Raw genomic sequence first — 15238 nt, 5'->3', positions numbered from 1 at the left:
AAGTATTTAATAAGTTAAACGGACAAAAAAATTATTTCACAGCTTTCATAAATTGACGGACCGTTGTCTCGATATATCGATTGCGCTCCCTTTCATCGTTTGAAAATCGATCCGTCATCAGAAAGTAGAGAACCATGGCGGTCTGTATATTGCGAATAGCGACCATGAGATCATACGATGTCGTCCGAAGGCGCGGAACAAGGTGGGCATGCAGCAACTCCACGCCTTGTCGAATGATACCTTCCAAGCGCTTGCGGACCTCCGAATTACGCCCCGCCTCGCCGAAGCACATGACGATCAAATCTTGTTGCTCGCGCAAACTGCGAAACAGCGATCGAAAATAGTCCGTAAGTTGTTGTTCGAGCGGCGCCTCGGAATCCATCTTGCCCAATTCCTCCTGCATGGAATGCAAGAGTGTGTATTTATCCAAAATCGCCCAAAGCAGATCTTCTTTTGACTTGAAGTAATGATAAATCAAACCGTCAGTAACCCCTGCTTCTTGTGCGATATCTTTGGTGGTGCTTTCGCCGAACCCTTTGCGGGAAAACGTTCGAAGCGCCGCATCAATCAATTTGTTTTTTGTCTCCAACGCCTGTTGTTGGCGGTTCGTTCTAATCTTCATCGCTACTCATCCTCGTAGTCATTACATCATTAATTGATTAAGTATTTACTAAATAAATACTGCATTTCTTTCGCTTTGTCAATAATGAAGCACGCTGGTAATCGGTTCTCGGAACCATAACGTGAAATTAAGCATCTCGAATGTTTTTCGTTGTTTCCTTATCGACTGCGACCATGCGGTAACGTTCATGCTTCCCCATCACCTGTCCCATGAGGAAGGTTTTCAAATTTTGATAGTGCCGGTAAAACAGCGAATCGATTTGTTCATCTGATAGCACCTTATTGTTTCTCGCCGAACCGAATAGATATTCAAAAAAATGCCGGTTGATTCGATTTAAAAGCGTACAGTCTTTTTTTGTAAAATTTAAAAACTGATTCGCTTTGTATATGAAACCAATTCATCGATGAAAGGGAAATGATTAAGAGAGAGCATGTCGTACTGGCACCCTCTTATTCCTCCAAAATATGAAATCGGCTAAAATGTTTCTTTATTTGATGCTACATCTTTCCTTGCTTTATCCAAGACCAAATTCGATACGAGCCAAACAATGCCACAAGTAGCACAAGAAACAACATGAATACCCAAGTGCCAAGTCGATTTATATCTCTAAGCCCATTTGCATTAATAAGTACAAAAGCTCCAAAACCTATCAGAAGATACATGAATATATTCGGAACTATCCAAGCAATTCTGAGTTTTATGTTTTTATTGTTCAACATCTCCAACTCCATATGACGCTATCTCGTTAATAGCTTTTGAGTAATTTTGCTGTCGTAAAGTTTTTGGACACGAAAAAACTGCATGAAAATCTGTTCCTCTCCTAGTTTTATCCATGTTTTCTTGTCCGGAAAACCAATTCCTATACCTTTTGATTGAATGATTTATTCCATATTGCGAAATCGTTTCCCTTTGATCAAAATCAGAACGGCCATCATAAAACAGCCGATACCGGATGCAAGCAACAGCGCGCGAATGGAATAACCGGCCGTCATCAGCAACGAAATGCAAGCATAGGATAGTGGTTCCAATCCGCTTGCGGCTAAAGACACGATGCTCATTACCCGTCCCATCTTATGCTCCTCAGTCTGTTCCTGAATCATCGTTACAATCGGCAGGAAAATCAGGAAATGAAAGAGACCGATCAATCCGACAAGGATAAGCAACATGGAAAAGGAATTGGTTTGGCTGAAAGCAACAAACAGCGTAATGGCGAAAAAGAAGAAAGACAGCACCCATTGGCCGCGGCGTTTGCGCAAATGGATAAAAAGCAGCAAAATGGTAGCCGACAGCGTTCCTGTAGCAAGCGCCGCCTCCAGCATACTTAACTGCACCGCGGATCCGTTCATCTCGTCTACAATGAGAGCGAAACTGATCGTGAGCGGGCCGAATACAAGCAAATTGATGCCGACTACGATCCATGTGCCGGTATGAAGCGCCGGCGACTGCCGGATATATGCGATGCCGCTGCGAGCGGACCGAGCAGATAGACAAGTTCGGCAGTCCCTTGAACGAAGGAGTTGGCTTGTTGCAACCGGTCTTTCTCAACCAATGACGGCAGCAGCGCCGACCGTGCGGGATAATAGAATGCGCCGGTCAACCCGAACAGAAACGCAATCGCCAGCAACAACCCAAAAGTCAAGCTGCCATTCCCATAAAGCAACAACATGCTCCCGGCCAACAGACATTGGCTCAAGTTCGAGACGAACAACGATGAAGGACTTGCGCATCCGGTCCGCCAAGATGCCTCCCGCAAGCATCATAAGAACGTGCGGCAAGGAGGCGGCTGCCAGAACAATGCCCAGGTAGCCGGATTCTCCCAGTCCGCGCACGACATACCACGAGACGGTCGTCATCATCATCGAAAATCCGAAGGTGAGACAAAACTCCGAGGCCCATAGCAACTGGAATGGCCTGTTCTGAAACAATGATCCCGATTTCATCGGGACTCCTCCCTGTCTTGCCTTATGATGCAATTCGGCATACCAAGCAATCGTTTGGAAGCATTGTTAAGCTGCAAACCACGATACATGACGCAAAACCGCCATGGCCACCATTCCCGCAGCAACCGTAGCAAGCAGGCTTCGCGTAAAATAAGCAACGGCAAACACCGGCAAAGCCGCGATCAACCCTGCTGACGACGGCGAGAATGATCCATTCGATACAAGCAGTTCCTGAGCCAATAATGCGGACATAACGGCGATCGGAATATGCTGGAGCCAGCGGAGCGCCCATTCCGGCAAACGAATCCGGCTTAGCACAAGGAGCGGCAGCACCCTTGGTATCAACGTGACAAGTGATGCTCCCAGAAGCATCCAGAGAAAACTCCATCTTACTTCCATTTCTCGACCCACACTCCTATACTTGCAGCGATGATGATGGCGATTAGTACTCCGGCGCTTTCGGATACGTAAACAGTTCCTGCGACCGCCATTACAACTGCACTGATCGCTACAAGAAGATCAACACCATACTTTGAACGTTCTATTAATTGCAACATGAATAAGCCGATGAACATGGCAGGTAAAGCGAAATCCAGACCGAACTTTTCCGGTGCAGTTATCCACTGTCCGAAAATCCCTCCAGCCACATTTGCTATCAACCAGTTGATGTAACCGGTAAGATTCAACCCGGACATCCACTGATAGCTCCCTTTCGACTTTCTAGACAGCCGGGTAGCGGCAACACCAAACGTTTCGTCCGTTAGTAGGGCTCCGATCGAGACGTTTTTCCAAAAGGGCAGATGTCGAAAATAAGGGGCTATCGCCGCGCTCATCAACAGGTGGCGCAAATTGACAAAGAATACGGTGAAAATAATGGCTGTAGCCGGGTTGCCCGCCACCATCATCCCGGCAGCGATGAACTGAGCCGACCCGGCATACAACAATAAGGACATCAGAACAATTTCGGCCAAGGACATACCGGAGGTTTTTTCCACGACACCGGCAGCAAATCCGATGCTCAAATAACCCAACACCGTAGGCAAGCAATCCTTCACACCTTGCATAAAACTTTCGTCGCTACGAACCCGGTGATCTAAGGCAGCTTCATTCTCTCTCATGATTCCTCCCTGTAGCCTTTCTATATATTGATCAAACGTGTAAAAAATGCTCTTCTACTCATCGAACCGTTTTCCCGTCACGACATGGACCAAATCGGGGTTATTTCGCCAAAGGTCATCCAACTTCTCAGGACCGTACTGAGCCGTAATTTCTTCGATCATGATGTCATGTCGGATATATTCTGTCGCCACCAATACAAGTACCGGGTCGTGTGTCTTGACTGCCCAAGAGGTGGATTCGTCGGAAAAATTGGCGATCAATACCTCTTCCTCGTCACGAGCTACAATCGTCAAATGGCCGCCCGTCCGATCTTTGACGACCTCCGGTGTCATGTAATCATGATGAAACGTTGTCCCGATTTTCGCTTCCGGCGCCCCGAAGAGGACGGAGAAGACATGAACCCCCTCCCGCAGATTTCGTTCTACGGACTCTTGAATCGTCGGAATCTGCGGTTCCCAGGCGGAAAGCCATAACTCCTTTTCTGCCCTTGCAATCATCTCTTCCATTTCCTGCAAGACCAGATCGTCGCTGCGGATATGCCAGATCACATCCATTTCCCGTTCCCGTTGCAGCGCCGTCAGTTTTTTCTCCAAATAGGAAAACGACTGATCGAATTGCTTCCTCAACCGGGCAATTAACTCATTAGCAGGCACAGGGGAGTATTTTACCGGTTCGGAAGGGACAAGATGAACAGCGCCTTTGTCCATCAGTTTTCCCAGCACTTCGTAAATCATGGAACGAGGCACACCTGAACGCTTGCTGATTTCATACCCTGTTACCGGATGAACCTTGAGCAAACCCACATAGGCTTTGCATTCGTACGACGAAAAACCGAGCTTTTGCAGTTCCTTGAAAATGCCCTCCATTCATTACACGTCCGATCGATTTAGTTTGTTTTTAAAATAGAACCTCTTAAGGAGATGGACTGACTCTTACTTCCAAGCGCTTGTTGTTCTTTCCTTTGCTCTTCACATCGGTAATTTCAATTCGACCGATCTCTCCAGTACGGTTCACATGTGTCCCGCCGCATGCCTGTTCATCGACAGAATCGATAGAAACCAGGCGGACCGTGGTAACGGAGGGCGGCAGCAAACTGACGACCGTCTTAATCATGCCGGGAATATTCTCGGCTTCTTCCCTATTCACCGTACGGTATGAAATCGAATGATTCGCATCGATCAAACCATTGGTTTTGGCCGCAATATCGGCTAACTGCTCCGGCGTCAGATCATGAAGCTGGTTAAAGTCGATGCGGGCCCGGTCAGGATAAATTTGATTGCCGGTGCATAACGCTCCGTATTTTTGATAGACGACGGCACTGAGCACATGCAACAGGGTATGGTGGCGCATCAACCCGTACCGGCGTTCCCAGTCGATTCGGGCAAGCACGGGACCTTTGTCCAGTTTCCCGGCATCTTTCACATAATGCGCAATTCGTCTGCCTTCCCGTTTCACCCGGCAAACTTCAAACGTCTGCTCGCCTTGTATGAGCACGCCGGTGTCATGCTCCTGCCCGCCGCCTGTTGGATAAAACACCGTTTGATCCAGATATACTTTATCTTCTTCGATCTCCAGAACAACAGCTTCACATTCCTTGCGATAACTGTCTGTTAGGAATAATTCCTTCGTCAAAGCTATCTTCCTTTCTTATAGGAGTTATTTCTCTAACCACTTCAGATGAGCGGAAGAAAAACGGTTCGACACGAAGTGAACCGTTCCTCGGACTACCTCTGATAACGCCGAATGTAAGTAGTTATATTACTACCTACTATAATTCTTGGATTTCCAAATGTCAATTCAATCCGTTCGATTTATTCTCATATTGACGTCATTCTTCCCAAAATGCGATAACATGATTCAACTTTTCTAAATCGTTCGGACAAATCTTGAGCGTTGAAGCCGCTTCACCTGTTCCGCCATACACGAACGGATATCGATAAAGCCGCTTATCCATAATGACAGGCAATGCAAGGCCCACAAGAGGAATACACCCGACGGCGTACCCCGTTACCGCTTGAACGTCTTTCGAGTTTGCCATTTTTAAGCGGTTGCAGCCCAAAACTTGCGCCAACTCATCCAAATCCACCCGGCCGCGATCTCCGGAAAAGATGACCGCGTAATGCTCCGTACCCGACTGAACAATAAGAACGGGAGCCGTTTGACCGGGATCGATCCCAAAGAATTTTGCTCCTTCCCGGGCTGACCTTATGGGGGTTTCATGTTGGATGATTTCAAATGGAATCTCTTTTTCCTGTAATAAATTCCGCAATCTATCCATCGCCACGCCTTCCTTTTTACACTTTTTACATTTCACAAGCAAAATAGGCGGTCTCCTTCCATGTTCGGCCAGTTCCGGCCGCTCCGCCAGCGCCCCGGGTGTCGCCTCCGGTTCTTCGATACGCTCGATGCGGAATCCCTCGATGATCAGGTCGTTTACCGTTGCAGCTAATTTCCGGTGGTATTTTCAATACCCCGTCAATGAACCAGGATTGCTTCCGTTCCCCTTCCTCGCCGTAATGATCTACGGGCCAGCATACCTTGCGGCCTTGTTCCTCGACCATCCACCCTTGCATCGGATTTTGTGCCGTCGCTACCGGATGTTCGATCGAAAAGACGAAATGTCCTTCGGGAACAAGCCGCCCGCCCGTTTTGCTTGGCGAGTGCAATCATTCTGCTCGATATATCTGCGCCGATCACCTTCCCGGCACCCTGGCTCTTGTACCCTTCGAAACATTGCGGATGGTCGTAAACTGTTTCATCCAGTTTCACTCCATATTTTCAATTTTTCAAATAAAACCCGAATAAATTCTTCTCAGATCTTTGTACTCAATCGAACATTAGTCGACTCATCCACAAACCTCCTCGTCTCTTTTTGAACGAACAAAATGAGAAAAGGAAATGCCCCGGAGTCTGGATCCAGGGCAGTACAAAAAGACCTTGCATTTTCATTTTTCAAACGAAATCCAACGTCCTCTCACCTTCTCCCATCCGGACTTTCACCGGCGGCCTTAGATTTGCACTAAGTCAGTCGAAATTCAGTGCATCGACTGAATCTCGAGTCGCGGGAACCAATAAAACGGTTATCACCGCCGGTCGGGACTTTCACCCCGCCCTGAAGGTGCTATTCAATTTGAACCCAGCTTCCCCAATTCAAGGAATGATTACAAGATTCACTGGCAAAACTTTCATGGGCATCGTTAATCCCATCGTGAACCCGAACAGTCAGAGCCCGACAATAAGCAGCGAAAGATCTCTTCCATAGACAACTTTTAACTATTCTTACCTCTCCCCTAATCAAACAGGGTGTGTCATGTTGAAACTGATTGCGTTTTTGTAAATATCAGCACCTAAACCTCCATTTGTGAATCATACTCCCTGATCAAAGTTCTCCCTGTTTATGAATCGATTCTATAAGAATTCCTATTACTATCTGACTTTAGAAATTGAAACAAGACTTTTTCGAAATGAAATTTGACAAGTGAATGATTGCGAAATATAATTCAATCAAACGATTGATTGAAGTAATTTAGGAAAACTGATTTTATGTGATCCCAAAAGGTGATCTCTGTCGAACACCTGCTTGCGCCTGAGCATTCGTTTCCGGCCGGATGAAAGATTGTTACGCGACCTTGCATTGGGTAGCGGAACATGCAAATGAACTTCATGGAGATTCCACACAGATCGCTTATGGGAGGAGACCGTGCCGGAGGAACAAAAAATGAATGGAGATGAGAAAGTGCCAGATAACGATAAGGATACCCAAAAATCGAGAGAGAAAATCCTTTACGCTGCCAAAAAGCTATTCTCAGAACGGGGGTTCGATGGAACGAGTACCAGAGAAATCAGTAAAGAGGCCGGATTGAACATTTCCTTGATTTCATACCATTTCGGTGGTAAGGAAAATGTTTTTCTAGCGATTTTTGATGAGTTTCTAGAAAAGAGAATGATTCAAAATCAGCATCAAAACTCTTCGGCAGATTTAATGAGTGAGTTTACAGCAATATTGCAAGAGGTAATCCGATTACGATTTGATGACCCGGAAATAATCAATATCCTTCAACAAGAGATTGTGATGAAAAGCAATCGAGTGGATAAGATCAAACAATTTGTGTCACCTTTATGGAACAGAATTAGAGAATTGCTGGATGAGGGAAGAGAAAAAGGTTTTTTTGCATTTGAAGACCTGAATAATGCAGTTTCATTTGTTATGTCTGTCATCATCTTTCCTCGGCATAACTTGTTCATTATTGACCTTTGCGCAAACCCTCCTCTGTCTGAGGATTTGTGTATTCAAGAGACAGTATCTTTCATTTTAAAAGGTTTGAAAAAAACAAGCGAATAGTCAAACATGGAGGAGATTTATATGAAACTCTATTACCAAGATCAAGCGTTTTCCTTCGAACTGTTAAGAGCGGCAAGTTATGCTGGATATCAAGGCGCTGAAATTGGCGAATGCCTGGCAACAGCAGCGCGAATCAAAGAAGGAGATTTCGAGGGATGGTTTGTAGAATGGGAGAAGACCGCCAAACGTGTCGAGAAAATGGGAGAAGATTGCTTGCAGAGAGGGCACCGGATTAGTGCAAGGGAAGCTTTTTTACGATCACATAACTATTACAGAACGGCGGAATTCTTTTTGTCCCCCAAAGATCCTAAAAGAAATGAAAGCTATAAAAAGAGCGTAAGCACGTTCCAGAAAGCGATGGAACTTATGGACTTTCATGTGGAGAAAGTAAACATTCCTTATGAAAATACTTCTCTCCCCGGTTACTTTTATCGCGCTGCAGACAGCGATTCTTCCACTGTGGAGCGGCCTGCTTTGATTGGCATAGGCGGATTTGATTCAACGGTTGAAGAATTGTATTTTTGCGTGGCCGCTCCGGCTATTAAACGAGGTTATAACTGTTTAATCTTTGATGGTCCAGGCCAAGGAGCACCATTAAGACTGCAAAATATGACAAAAAGAGTTGATTTTGAAGTACCTGTGAGTGCTGCGGTAGATTACCTGGAGACCAGAACGGATGTCGATAAAGAGAAAATCGCGTTGATTGGCATGAGCATGGGAGGATACTATGCGCCAAGAGCAGCTGCCTTTGAAAAGAGAATCAAGGCCTGTATCGCTTATGATGTGTTCTATGATTTATGGGAAGCGACTGTTCAACGCAACCCGATGTTAAAACAGCTGGAGGTACTTTCTGCAGAAGAGATCGAACAGGTCTTGAAAAAAGCAGGACAAGCTAATTCGAATTTAAGATGGGCAATCGCTAACTCCATGTGGGTATTTGGTTTGGATAAGGCCAGTAAAATCCCGGAAACATTGCAACAATATTCTCTTAAGGGGATCGCTCAGAACATTTCTTGCCCGGTACTGATCCTTGCAGGAGAATCTGACCACTTTGTTCCCTTGGAACAAGTAGATCAGTTTGCCAACGAATTAACCTGCGAAAAAACGATCCGCATTTTTACTGCTGAAGAAGGCGCAGAAGAACATTGCCAGGAAGGCAACCACAGCCTCTTCCACCAAGTTGCATTTGATTGGTTAGACGAAGTTTTTCAGTCATAAGATACTTTTTGTAGTCTTCGAACGCGGGGATGGGAATTACTTACTCCTACCCCCTTTATTTAATCTCTGCCGACAAGATAAAAGACAATGACCTATTGCCACAGATTCGCACCAAAGCAGTAAATCCGCTGTGTCATACGACTGTGTTATGTACTGGCTCCGCCATCCTTGAATTTGCTTGCATATTCTCTTTCCAAAATCCCCATGATGATTAATGATTCATATCGATCATCAGTCCGTATACATTCCCTTAACTTTCCTTCAACCTGAAAACCAGCGGATTCATAGACATGAATCGCTCTTAGATTATGGTCTTTAACATCAAGCCAGAGGCGATGCGCTTTCAGCTGCGTAAATACAAAATCTTGAATTAATCCAGTTGCTTCTTTTCCATATCCTTTTCCCTTGTCTGTGATTACGATCCTCATTAATTCAATATTCCCGTGTCTGTTCTCTACTCCAAGGAGTAATATAACTCTTATTATCCAGACCCTGTTCAGATTCAAGCACAAAATGCAAGTCCTCATTCTTAGTACGCCTAATAAACAGCCTTTCGGAATTTATTAGGTAATGTAAAAACATGTTCTACACCTCCCGACAATTCTAGTATATACTCCTTTCAGAGATTCACGAACCGTTCGTGTATTCATGAAAAATTCAACCTTATATATTCTTGCCTTAATGTAAGCAACTGTTCGACCGTGTCCTCCTTCTTGCTGTCGAAACGGTTTGTTCACTTGACTTATCAGACCTACTTGGCAGTCGATTTGTTGGCTGTGATCATGGCTGAAATCTGGCCGCGTTGACTATAGTGATTTTATTATAAAGTATATTTGACAACATACACAATTACTTGATACGATTTTATTTAATGAGTACTTAATAAATAATCGTTATTTCGCAGTTTGCGCGAGCAGCAGGATTTAATCGTCATGTGTTTCGGTGAAGTTCAGCGAAATCCGGAAGTCCCAAAACATCTTGAGGAACCCTCGCCTCCAGCTACATTTTAGAATCAAAATTACCATTTTCAAGACTATCAAAATTCATCAGTACGTATTTTTCAAGGGGGTGTGAGGAATTGAAAATAATCGATAAAATTTATGGGGAATCTATGATCGATGGGCTTCTTGAAGAACTTGTTTTCAGTAGTCCAGTACAAAGATTAAAAGGTGTTTATCAAGGTGGGGCAAGTTATTTTGTGAATGAGAAATGGAATGTAACAAGATATGAACATTCCATAGGTGTAATGCTCTTAATCCAAAAACTCGGTGGCTCCTTAGAAGTACAAATAGCAGGATTGCTTCACGATGTATCGCATACAGCATTTTCGCACGTTATTGATTTCGTGCTAGAAAATAAAGATGAAGATTACCACGAAAAAATTTATCATCAAATCATTACTGATTCTGAAATCCCTTGTATTCTTAGAAAATATGGATATGATTATAATAAAATCCTATTAGACCACTCTAGATGGGAATTACTTGAACAACCAGCTCCTGAGTTATGTGCTGACAGAATAGATTATACCTTGCGAGATATGTACCAATATGGAAACATCACATTAGAAGAAATTAATAATTTTTTGGAAAATTTAATTATACTTAATGGTAAAATATACCTCAAAAATGTAGCGACGGCTGAATGGTTTGTAAAAACTTATTACCAAGAGGTTATTGATTTTTTCATGAATCCTCTTAATATTTATGGTTATGACTTCCTGGCAAAGACTTTGAAATTAGCTTTGGATAAAAAGATTATTAACCTAAATACTTTGCTTAGCACTGATGAAGAAGTAATGGACTTGTTACGATTATCCGATGACAAAGATATAAAAAATCTTTTGAATCAAATACATCGGCGTGTAAATGTAAAGGAAGATAAATACTCAACTTTCGCAGCTTAAATTAGGGTCTGCTGAACATTTTGTCTCTAGGTCCATTGAGGCTGGCGGCTTAGATTCAGCAGTAGTCTGAAAAGCGGCAAAAAGAGAACGCGTAGCTTGCGTTTGAGATTCATGACAAGCAGTTGCAAGGCGATCACGGTTTCACTTGTCTCCCGAAGGCGTGCTCGAATACGCCCCAGTCCGTAGGAGCGTTTGCCTTCTCCAAATTTTCCTTCGATTGCGTTGCGTGCCGAGGCATCCTGCCGTGCCTGGTTCCGATCTTGCTCCTCGCCTTTCTTTGGATGCCCTAAGCTCGGGCCGCTCAGCCGTATCCCGTATTGCTTGCAAAAGCGAAGGTTTTCCCGGTTTCGGTAGATTTGGTCGGCAAGAATCGCTTCGGGATAGCAACCGTATCGCTGGACGTACGCCTCTACGGCCGCATTCAGTGTCGTGCTTTCATTGAAGTTATCCCAGGACAGCTTCTCCATCCGAACGTAACCATCCACCAGACTGATCGCTATCTTGGCCCCGAACTCAACGGATGCGTTCACTTTCCCGCGTACAATTGGACGTACATGAGGCTGAGAAAGACTGACGATGCGATCTTCTACCGAGTGGGTACGTTTGTTGTACATCTCCTGCTGTTGGCGGTACAGTTCGGATATGACGAGTAATTGCTGATACTGCCAAGGACTCAGTTGATTTAAGCTGGTTTTCTCTGCAAGCATTTTGATGATGCGAAAATTTCGGGAGACACATAGCGAAGCTGTTTCCCAATCGCTTTCCGAACGGCTTTGGCACCAGCCCGGCGTTTCTTGGCGATCTCGAGGTAACGTTTACGGGCGGTGTGGCGATATGTTCTTGGCTTTTTCGCCTCTCCGATGTAAGGCTCGTGCAGCACATCAATGATCGCTTCGAGCTTTTCCCGCGCCTCGTTCAGCAATTTCAGGTCGGTCGGATACGAGATGTCCGCTGGTGCGCAGGTCGCATCAAGCATGAGTGTTCCTTTATTTTTCACTTGCTGGTCACTAGCCTGGGCAGAGCAGGCATGAGAAATTTTGTCCTTCTTCGAAGGACCCGGAGGGTCGTTCTTGTCATTTTCTTTCTCACGTGCTGCTTCTTCCTCCAGAATCCATTCATTGATTTGCGTGACAACGTCTGCACCCAATCGTTTGCGAAAATGAGTCATGAGCGAATGATGAAAGGGTGGTTTATCCTGATAACCGGGTAGCCCGAGGAAGTATTGGTAGTACGTGATCTGTTGCACCGTCTCTCGATCATCGAGCTGCATGCACTCCTGAAAGTACAAAGCCCCCAAAGCCATCCGGACAGACAAGGGGATTTGACCACGCATCGATTTCTTGAATGACTTCGCGTATTTTTCTTCCGCTCGCCACCACGGGATGATGGCGGCTAGTTGAATCCAACGATTGTCTTTATTCAATTTGCCACCGAACGGCAAGAAAAAATCTTCGAATAACTGTAGCTGGCTTTCGGGGTTACGATACATGGCTCACTCCAAGTGCACGATTTTTTACGAAAATATCGTATTTTCCATGCACCTAATTTCGACCCGAGAGCACGTAAACCCTTGTAAATTCTAAGGAATTTGATTGTTCAGCAAGCCCTACTTATTTGACGAGCCCTTGGTAATTTCGGGGTAAGCTGTTTCAATTCTCTTCCACATTGGCGCGTAACCTTCCTGGAAAGCAAGCCCTTTTCCATACGGTCCATATGTCATAATAACCGGATATCGTCCTTCCGGAACCGGCATGAAAATATCTGCCCGCAAAACGAGACCATCATCCATCTCTATAGGAGCGTCCCAGAAAATTCTCATTCCATCTCTCACTTCGCTTTTCATGATGTCCCTTGTACCATTTTGTTTATTCATTTCTTCTCCCTCCCATGATCAAATGAGCCACTTGAAATTTACCGAGGCTGACAGAACAAGTTTTTTCTTGAACCATCACCATTGCTCCCTGGATGCCATCGTTCTGCGATGATTTCTTGTTCCAAATCTCCACCCTTAGAACAAGTGTACGTTTTGTACATTCATTGGTAAAGTTAACATTATTTACATTACTGTAAGACTTGGTGGGGAGGATAAATATCGATGCATATAGAACAGCTTCAAAGCTGGGAACGATCTCAAAAGCAGCGGAAAACCTTCATGTATCTCATTCAGCAATTAGTCAGGCTATCGCAAATTTTATTTTCAATCGTTTACGCTCGGGAAGTAGTTGTGCGGATGAAGGGAAAACGGTAGTTAAACTAGCACATGAAATGATAAATAAATTAATGGAATTAAAGGAATTGGGGCAAAAATCGGCCAAACTTAAATGGAGTAAGCATGAAAGAAATTCAAGAGTGGCTGGGACATAGCGATTTCTCAACAACAGCCAACAAATATGCGCATCTGGCTGTCAGTACAAAAATTTCTTCCGCTCATGCAATGAGCGAGTGTTTACAGCTTTAAACATAAAAAAATTCTTCAGGCGCTTCATCCCAAAGAAATTCATCGTTGTATTATGGTGCCGGTGAGAGGACTTGAACCTCCACGGGAGTTACCCATTCGATTTTGAGTCGAACGCGTCTGCCATTCCGCCACACCGGCATGTTCTACGAAAGGTACTGTAACATATGTAAAAAGCTCGGTCAAGGATTAATTGGAGGAGGTACCCGGATTCGAACCGGGGAATAAAGGTTTTGCAGACCTGTGCCTTACCACTTGGCTATACCTCCGTGACAAGTGAAGACGAAATCCTCTACGTGATACTACAAGGGTGAACCCGGATGAGAAAGACCCTGCTGCACTTCAACTATGGAGCGGACGACGGGTCTCGAACCCGCGACCTTCGCCTTGGCAAGGCGACGCTCTACCAATTGAGCTACGTCCGCAAGCAAATGGCTGGGGTACTAGGATTCGAACCTAGGAATGACGGAGTCAAAGTCCGTTGCCTTACCGCTTGGCTATACCCCAATTGCAACTTATTTGTACTTAAAATGGGGCGATCGATGGGACTCGAACCCACGAATGCCGGAGCCACAATCCGGTGCGTTAACCCCTTCGCCACGACCGCCATAATTCAACTCACATTGGCAGGGGCAGTAGGAATCGAACCCACACCAAAGGTTTTGGAGACCTTCGTTCTACCTTTAAACTATGCCCCTTCACTGCAAGAAAAGCAAATGGTGGTTCGGGACGGAATCGAACCGCCGACACGAGGATTTTCAGTCCTCTGCTCTACCGACTGAGCTACCGAACCATTTTTATGTATTTGACAAGCTTGGAAATGCTACCTTGAAATGGCGGAGCTGACGGGACTCGAACCCGCGACCTCCGGTGTGACAGACCGGCGTGAACTCCAACTTCACCACAGCTCCATTAATCGGTTGCACCCTACGAGTACTACCATCCTACATGATCAAGAGGAGTCACTTCGGCGTAGTTCAAGTAGATAAATTGGTTGCACCCTTCGAGTACCACCATTCTACTTGATCTAAGATGTCAATTCGACGTAGTACAAGTAGATAAATTGGTTGCGGGAGCAGGATTTGAACCTGCGACCTTCGGGTTATGAGCCCGACGAGCTACCGGACTGCTCCATCCCGCGACGATAAATAAACTGCTCCTTGCTTCTTAACCCTCTCGGGTGAACCGGCACGGTGAGATCCGCGGCCGAAACCTGCGAGCAAAACGAGCATGGTGGAGGCTGACGGGATCGAACCGCCGACCCTCTGCTTGTAAGGCAGATGCTCTCCCAGCTGAGCTAAGCCTCCACAACACCCCACAAAGTGACGTAAGCCTTCGAAGGTAATTCCGCGTACTTTGCGGGGACCCCAAACAATTTATGGTGACCCGTAGGGGATTCGAACCCCTGCATGACAGCGTGAAAGGCTGCTGTGTTAAACCGCTTCACCAACGGGCCAGATGGCGGATGGAGTGGGATTTGAACCCACGAGACGAGTTATCCCCGTCTACACGATTTCCAATCGTGCTCCTTCGGCCTCTCGGACATCCATCCAAATGGCTCCTCAGGACGGACTCGAACCGCCAACCTACCGGTTAACAGCCGGTTGCTCCACCATTGAGCTACTGAGGAACGTTA

At 45.4% G+C, this 15238-nt stretch carries 16 protein-coding genes, 13 tRNA genes and 1 riboswitch; of the genes, 4 read left to right on the top strand and 25 right to left on the bottom strand.

The features are described 5' to 3' along the window. Nucleotides 1-31 precede the first annotated feature (31 nt). The 9 genes from HGBM_RS14265 to HGBM_RS14215 form a co-directional block, all read right to left on the bottom strand. The gene (locus HGBM_RS14265; protein ID WP_019121760.1) at nucleotides 32-622 is read right to left on the bottom strand and encodes a TetR/AcrR family transcriptional regulator; all 591 of its coding nucleotides are present in this window, start codon (nucleotides 620-622) and stop codon (nucleotides 32-34) included. 881 nt (nucleotides 623-1503) lie between these two features. After that, entirely contained in the window at nucleotides 1504-2037 is a 534-nt protein-coding gene (locus tag HGBM_RS14250; protein ID WP_261798153.1) for an MFS transporter, read from the bottom strand. 126 nt (nucleotides 2038-2163) lie between these two features. Beyond that, entirely contained in the window at nucleotides 2164-2562 is a 399-nt protein-coding gene (locus HGBM_RS14245) for an MFS transporter (RefSeq protein WP_026074419.1), read from the bottom strand. A 66-nt stretch (nucleotides 2563-2628) separates the two neighbouring features. Beyond that, a complete protein-coding gene (locus tag HGBM_RS14240) occupies nucleotides 2629-2961 on the bottom strand; it encodes an AzlD domain-containing protein (RefSeq protein WP_019121757.1) in 333 nt (110 codons plus the stop codon). Beyond that, nucleotides 2952-3680 (bottom strand): AzlC family ABC transporter permease, encoded by a 729-nt coding sequence (locus HGBM_RS14235; RefSeq protein WP_019121756.1) that lies wholly within the window; start codon nucleotides 3678-3680, stop codon nucleotides 2952-2954. The genes HGBM_RS14240 and HGBM_RS14235 overlap by 10 nt, the downstream gene beginning before the upstream one ends. Nucleotides 3681-3734: 54 nt before the next feature. After that, nucleotides 3735-4547: a TrmB family transcriptional regulator gene (locus HGBM_RS14230; protein ID WP_019121755.1), complete on the bottom strand. Its 813-nt coding sequence runs from the start codon at nucleotides 4545-4547 to the stop codon at nucleotides 3735-3737. 46 nt (nucleotides 4548-4593) lie between these two features. After that, nucleotides 4594-5313 (bottom strand): alanyl-tRNA editing protein, encoded by a 720-nt coding sequence (locus HGBM_RS14225; RefSeq protein WP_019121754.1) that lies wholly within the window; start codon nucleotides 5311-5313, stop codon nucleotides 4594-4596. Nucleotides 5314-5509: 196 nt separating this feature from the next. Then, on the bottom strand, nucleotides 5510-5959 hold the full coding sequence (locus tag HGBM_RS14220; protein WP_026074418.1) for an aminoacyl-tRNA deacylase: 450 nt from the start codon (nucleotides 5957-5959) through the stop codon (nucleotides 5510-5512). Nucleotides 5960-5984: 25 nt separating this feature from the next. Then, nucleotides 5985-6347 (bottom strand): hypothetical protein, encoded by a 363-nt coding sequence (locus HGBM_RS14215; protein WP_026074417.1) that lies wholly within the window; start codon nucleotides 6345-6347, stop codon nucleotides 5985-5987. Nucleotides 6348-6653: 306 nt separating this feature from the next. Further along, nucleotides 6654-6805: riboswitch (FMN riboswitch) on the bottom strand. Nucleotides 6806-7381: 576 nt separating this feature from the next. Between HGBM_RS14215 and HGBM_RS14210 the strand changes: the two genes are divergently transcribed. Next, the gene (locus tag HGBM_RS14210; protein ID WP_019121752.1) at nucleotides 7382-8023 is read left to right on the top strand and encodes a TetR/AcrR family transcriptional regulator; all 642 of its coding nucleotides are present in this window, start codon (nucleotides 7382-7384) and stop codon (nucleotides 8021-8023) included. Nucleotides 8024-8044: 21 nt separating this feature from the next. Continuing rightward, nucleotides 8045-9241 (top strand): alpha/beta hydrolase family protein, encoded by a 1197-nt coding sequence (locus tag HGBM_RS14205; RefSeq protein WP_019121751.1) that lies wholly within the window; start codon nucleotides 8045-8047, stop codon nucleotides 9239-9241. A 146-nt stretch (nucleotides 9242-9387) separates the two neighbouring features. Here the strand turns inward: HGBM_RS14205 and HGBM_RS32275 are convergent, their stop codons facing one another. Then, entirely contained in the window at nucleotides 9388-9669 is a 282-nt protein-coding gene (locus HGBM_RS32275; protein WP_315969956.1) for a GNAT family N-acetyltransferase, read from the bottom strand. Nucleotides 9670-10319: 650 nt separating this feature from the next. Here HGBM_RS32275 and HGBM_RS14195 point away from each other — a divergent pair. Beyond that, nucleotides 10320-11147 carry an HD domain-containing protein gene (locus HGBM_RS14195; protein ID WP_019121749.1) on the top strand — a complete coding sequence of 276 codons (828 nt, stop codon included), beginning with the start codon at nucleotides 10320-10322 and terminating at the stop codon, nucleotides 11145-11147. Nucleotides 11148-11173: 26 nt separating this feature from the next. On the opposite strand, the gene HGBM_RS27465 is transcribed toward HGBM_RS14195, so the two are convergent. Further along, nucleotides 11174-12636, bottom strand: a protein-coding gene (locus HGBM_RS27465; protein ID WP_390620977.1) for an IS5 family transposase whose coding sequence is annotated in 2 segments (ribosomal slippage) — nucleotides 11174-11881 and nucleotides 11884-12636 — 1461 coding nt in all. Because the reading frame shifts where the segments join, the coding sequence is not laid out codon by codon here. A 117-nt stretch (nucleotides 12637-12753) separates the two neighbouring features. After that, entirely contained in the window at nucleotides 12754-13020 is a 267-nt protein-coding gene (locus tag HGBM_RS14185; protein WP_019121748.1) for a hypothetical protein, read from the bottom strand. A gap of 203 nt (nucleotides 13021-13223) precedes the next feature. On the opposite strand from HGBM_RS14185, the gene HGBM_RS32510 reads away from it, so the two are divergent. Continuing rightward, the gene (locus HGBM_RS32510) at nucleotides 13224-13511 is read left to right on the top strand and encodes a LysR family transcriptional regulator (RefSeq protein WP_390620976.1); all 288 of its coding nucleotides are present in this window, start codon (nucleotides 13224-13226) and stop codon (nucleotides 13509-13511) included. Nucleotides 13512-13658: 147 nt separating this feature from the next. Here HGBM_RS32510 and HGBM_RS14170 read toward each other — a convergent pair. The 13 genes from HGBM_RS14170 to HGBM_RS14110 all read right to left on the bottom strand — a co-directional run bounded on the left by HGBM_RS14170 (nucleotide 13659) and on the right by HGBM_RS14110 (nucleotide 15232). Then, nucleotides 13659-13743, bottom strand: a tRNA-Leu gene (locus HGBM_RS14170). Between the two features lie 53 nt (nucleotides 13744-13796). After that, nucleotides 13797-13871 (bottom strand) — tRNA-Cys (locus HGBM_RS14165). A gap of 80 nt (nucleotides 13872-13951) precedes the next feature. Next, a tRNA-Gly gene (locus HGBM_RS14160) sits at nucleotides 13952-14027 on the bottom strand. A 7-nt stretch (nucleotides 14028-14034) separates the two neighbouring features. Beyond that, nucleotides 14035-14109 (bottom strand) — tRNA-Gln (locus tag HGBM_RS14155). 24 nt (nucleotides 14110-14133) lie between these two features. Continuing rightward, nucleotides 14134-14209 (bottom strand) — tRNA-His (locus tag HGBM_RS14150). Between the two features lie 17 nt (nucleotides 14210-14226). Continuing rightward, nucleotides 14227-14300: transfer RNA gene (locus HGBM_RS14145), tRNA-Trp, on the bottom strand. A 19-nt stretch (nucleotides 14301-14319) separates the two neighbouring features. Then, nucleotides 14320-14395: transfer RNA gene (locus HGBM_RS14140), tRNA-Phe, on the bottom strand. A 41-nt stretch (nucleotides 14396-14436) separates the two neighbouring features. Then, a tRNA-Asp gene (locus tag HGBM_RS14135) sits at nucleotides 14437-14513 on the bottom strand. Between the two features lie 153 nt (nucleotides 14514-14666). Continuing rightward, nucleotides 14667-14743 (bottom strand) — tRNA-Met (locus HGBM_RS14130). 90 nt (nucleotides 14744-14833) lie between these two features. Then, a tRNA-Val gene (locus tag HGBM_RS14125) sits at nucleotides 14834-14909 on the bottom strand. Nucleotides 14910-14981: 72 nt separating this feature from the next. Continuing rightward, nucleotides 14982-15058, bottom strand: a tRNA-Glu gene (locus HGBM_RS14120). 3 nt (nucleotides 15059-15061) lie between these two features. Continuing rightward, nucleotides 15062-15154 (bottom strand) — tRNA-Ser (locus HGBM_RS14115). A gap of 3 nt (nucleotides 15155-15157) precedes the next feature. Continuing rightward, a tRNA-Asn gene (locus HGBM_RS14110) sits at nucleotides 15158-15232 on the bottom strand. Nucleotides 15233-15238 lie beyond the last annotated feature (6 nt).

The sequence above is a fragment of the Brevibacillus massiliensis genome (assembly GCF_000311785.1).
GTDB lineage: Bacteria > Bacillota > Bacilli > Brevibacillales > Brevibacillaceae > Brevibacillus_C > Brevibacillus_C massiliensis.
This window is presented reverse-complemented; position numbering and strand designations above follow the sequence as displayed.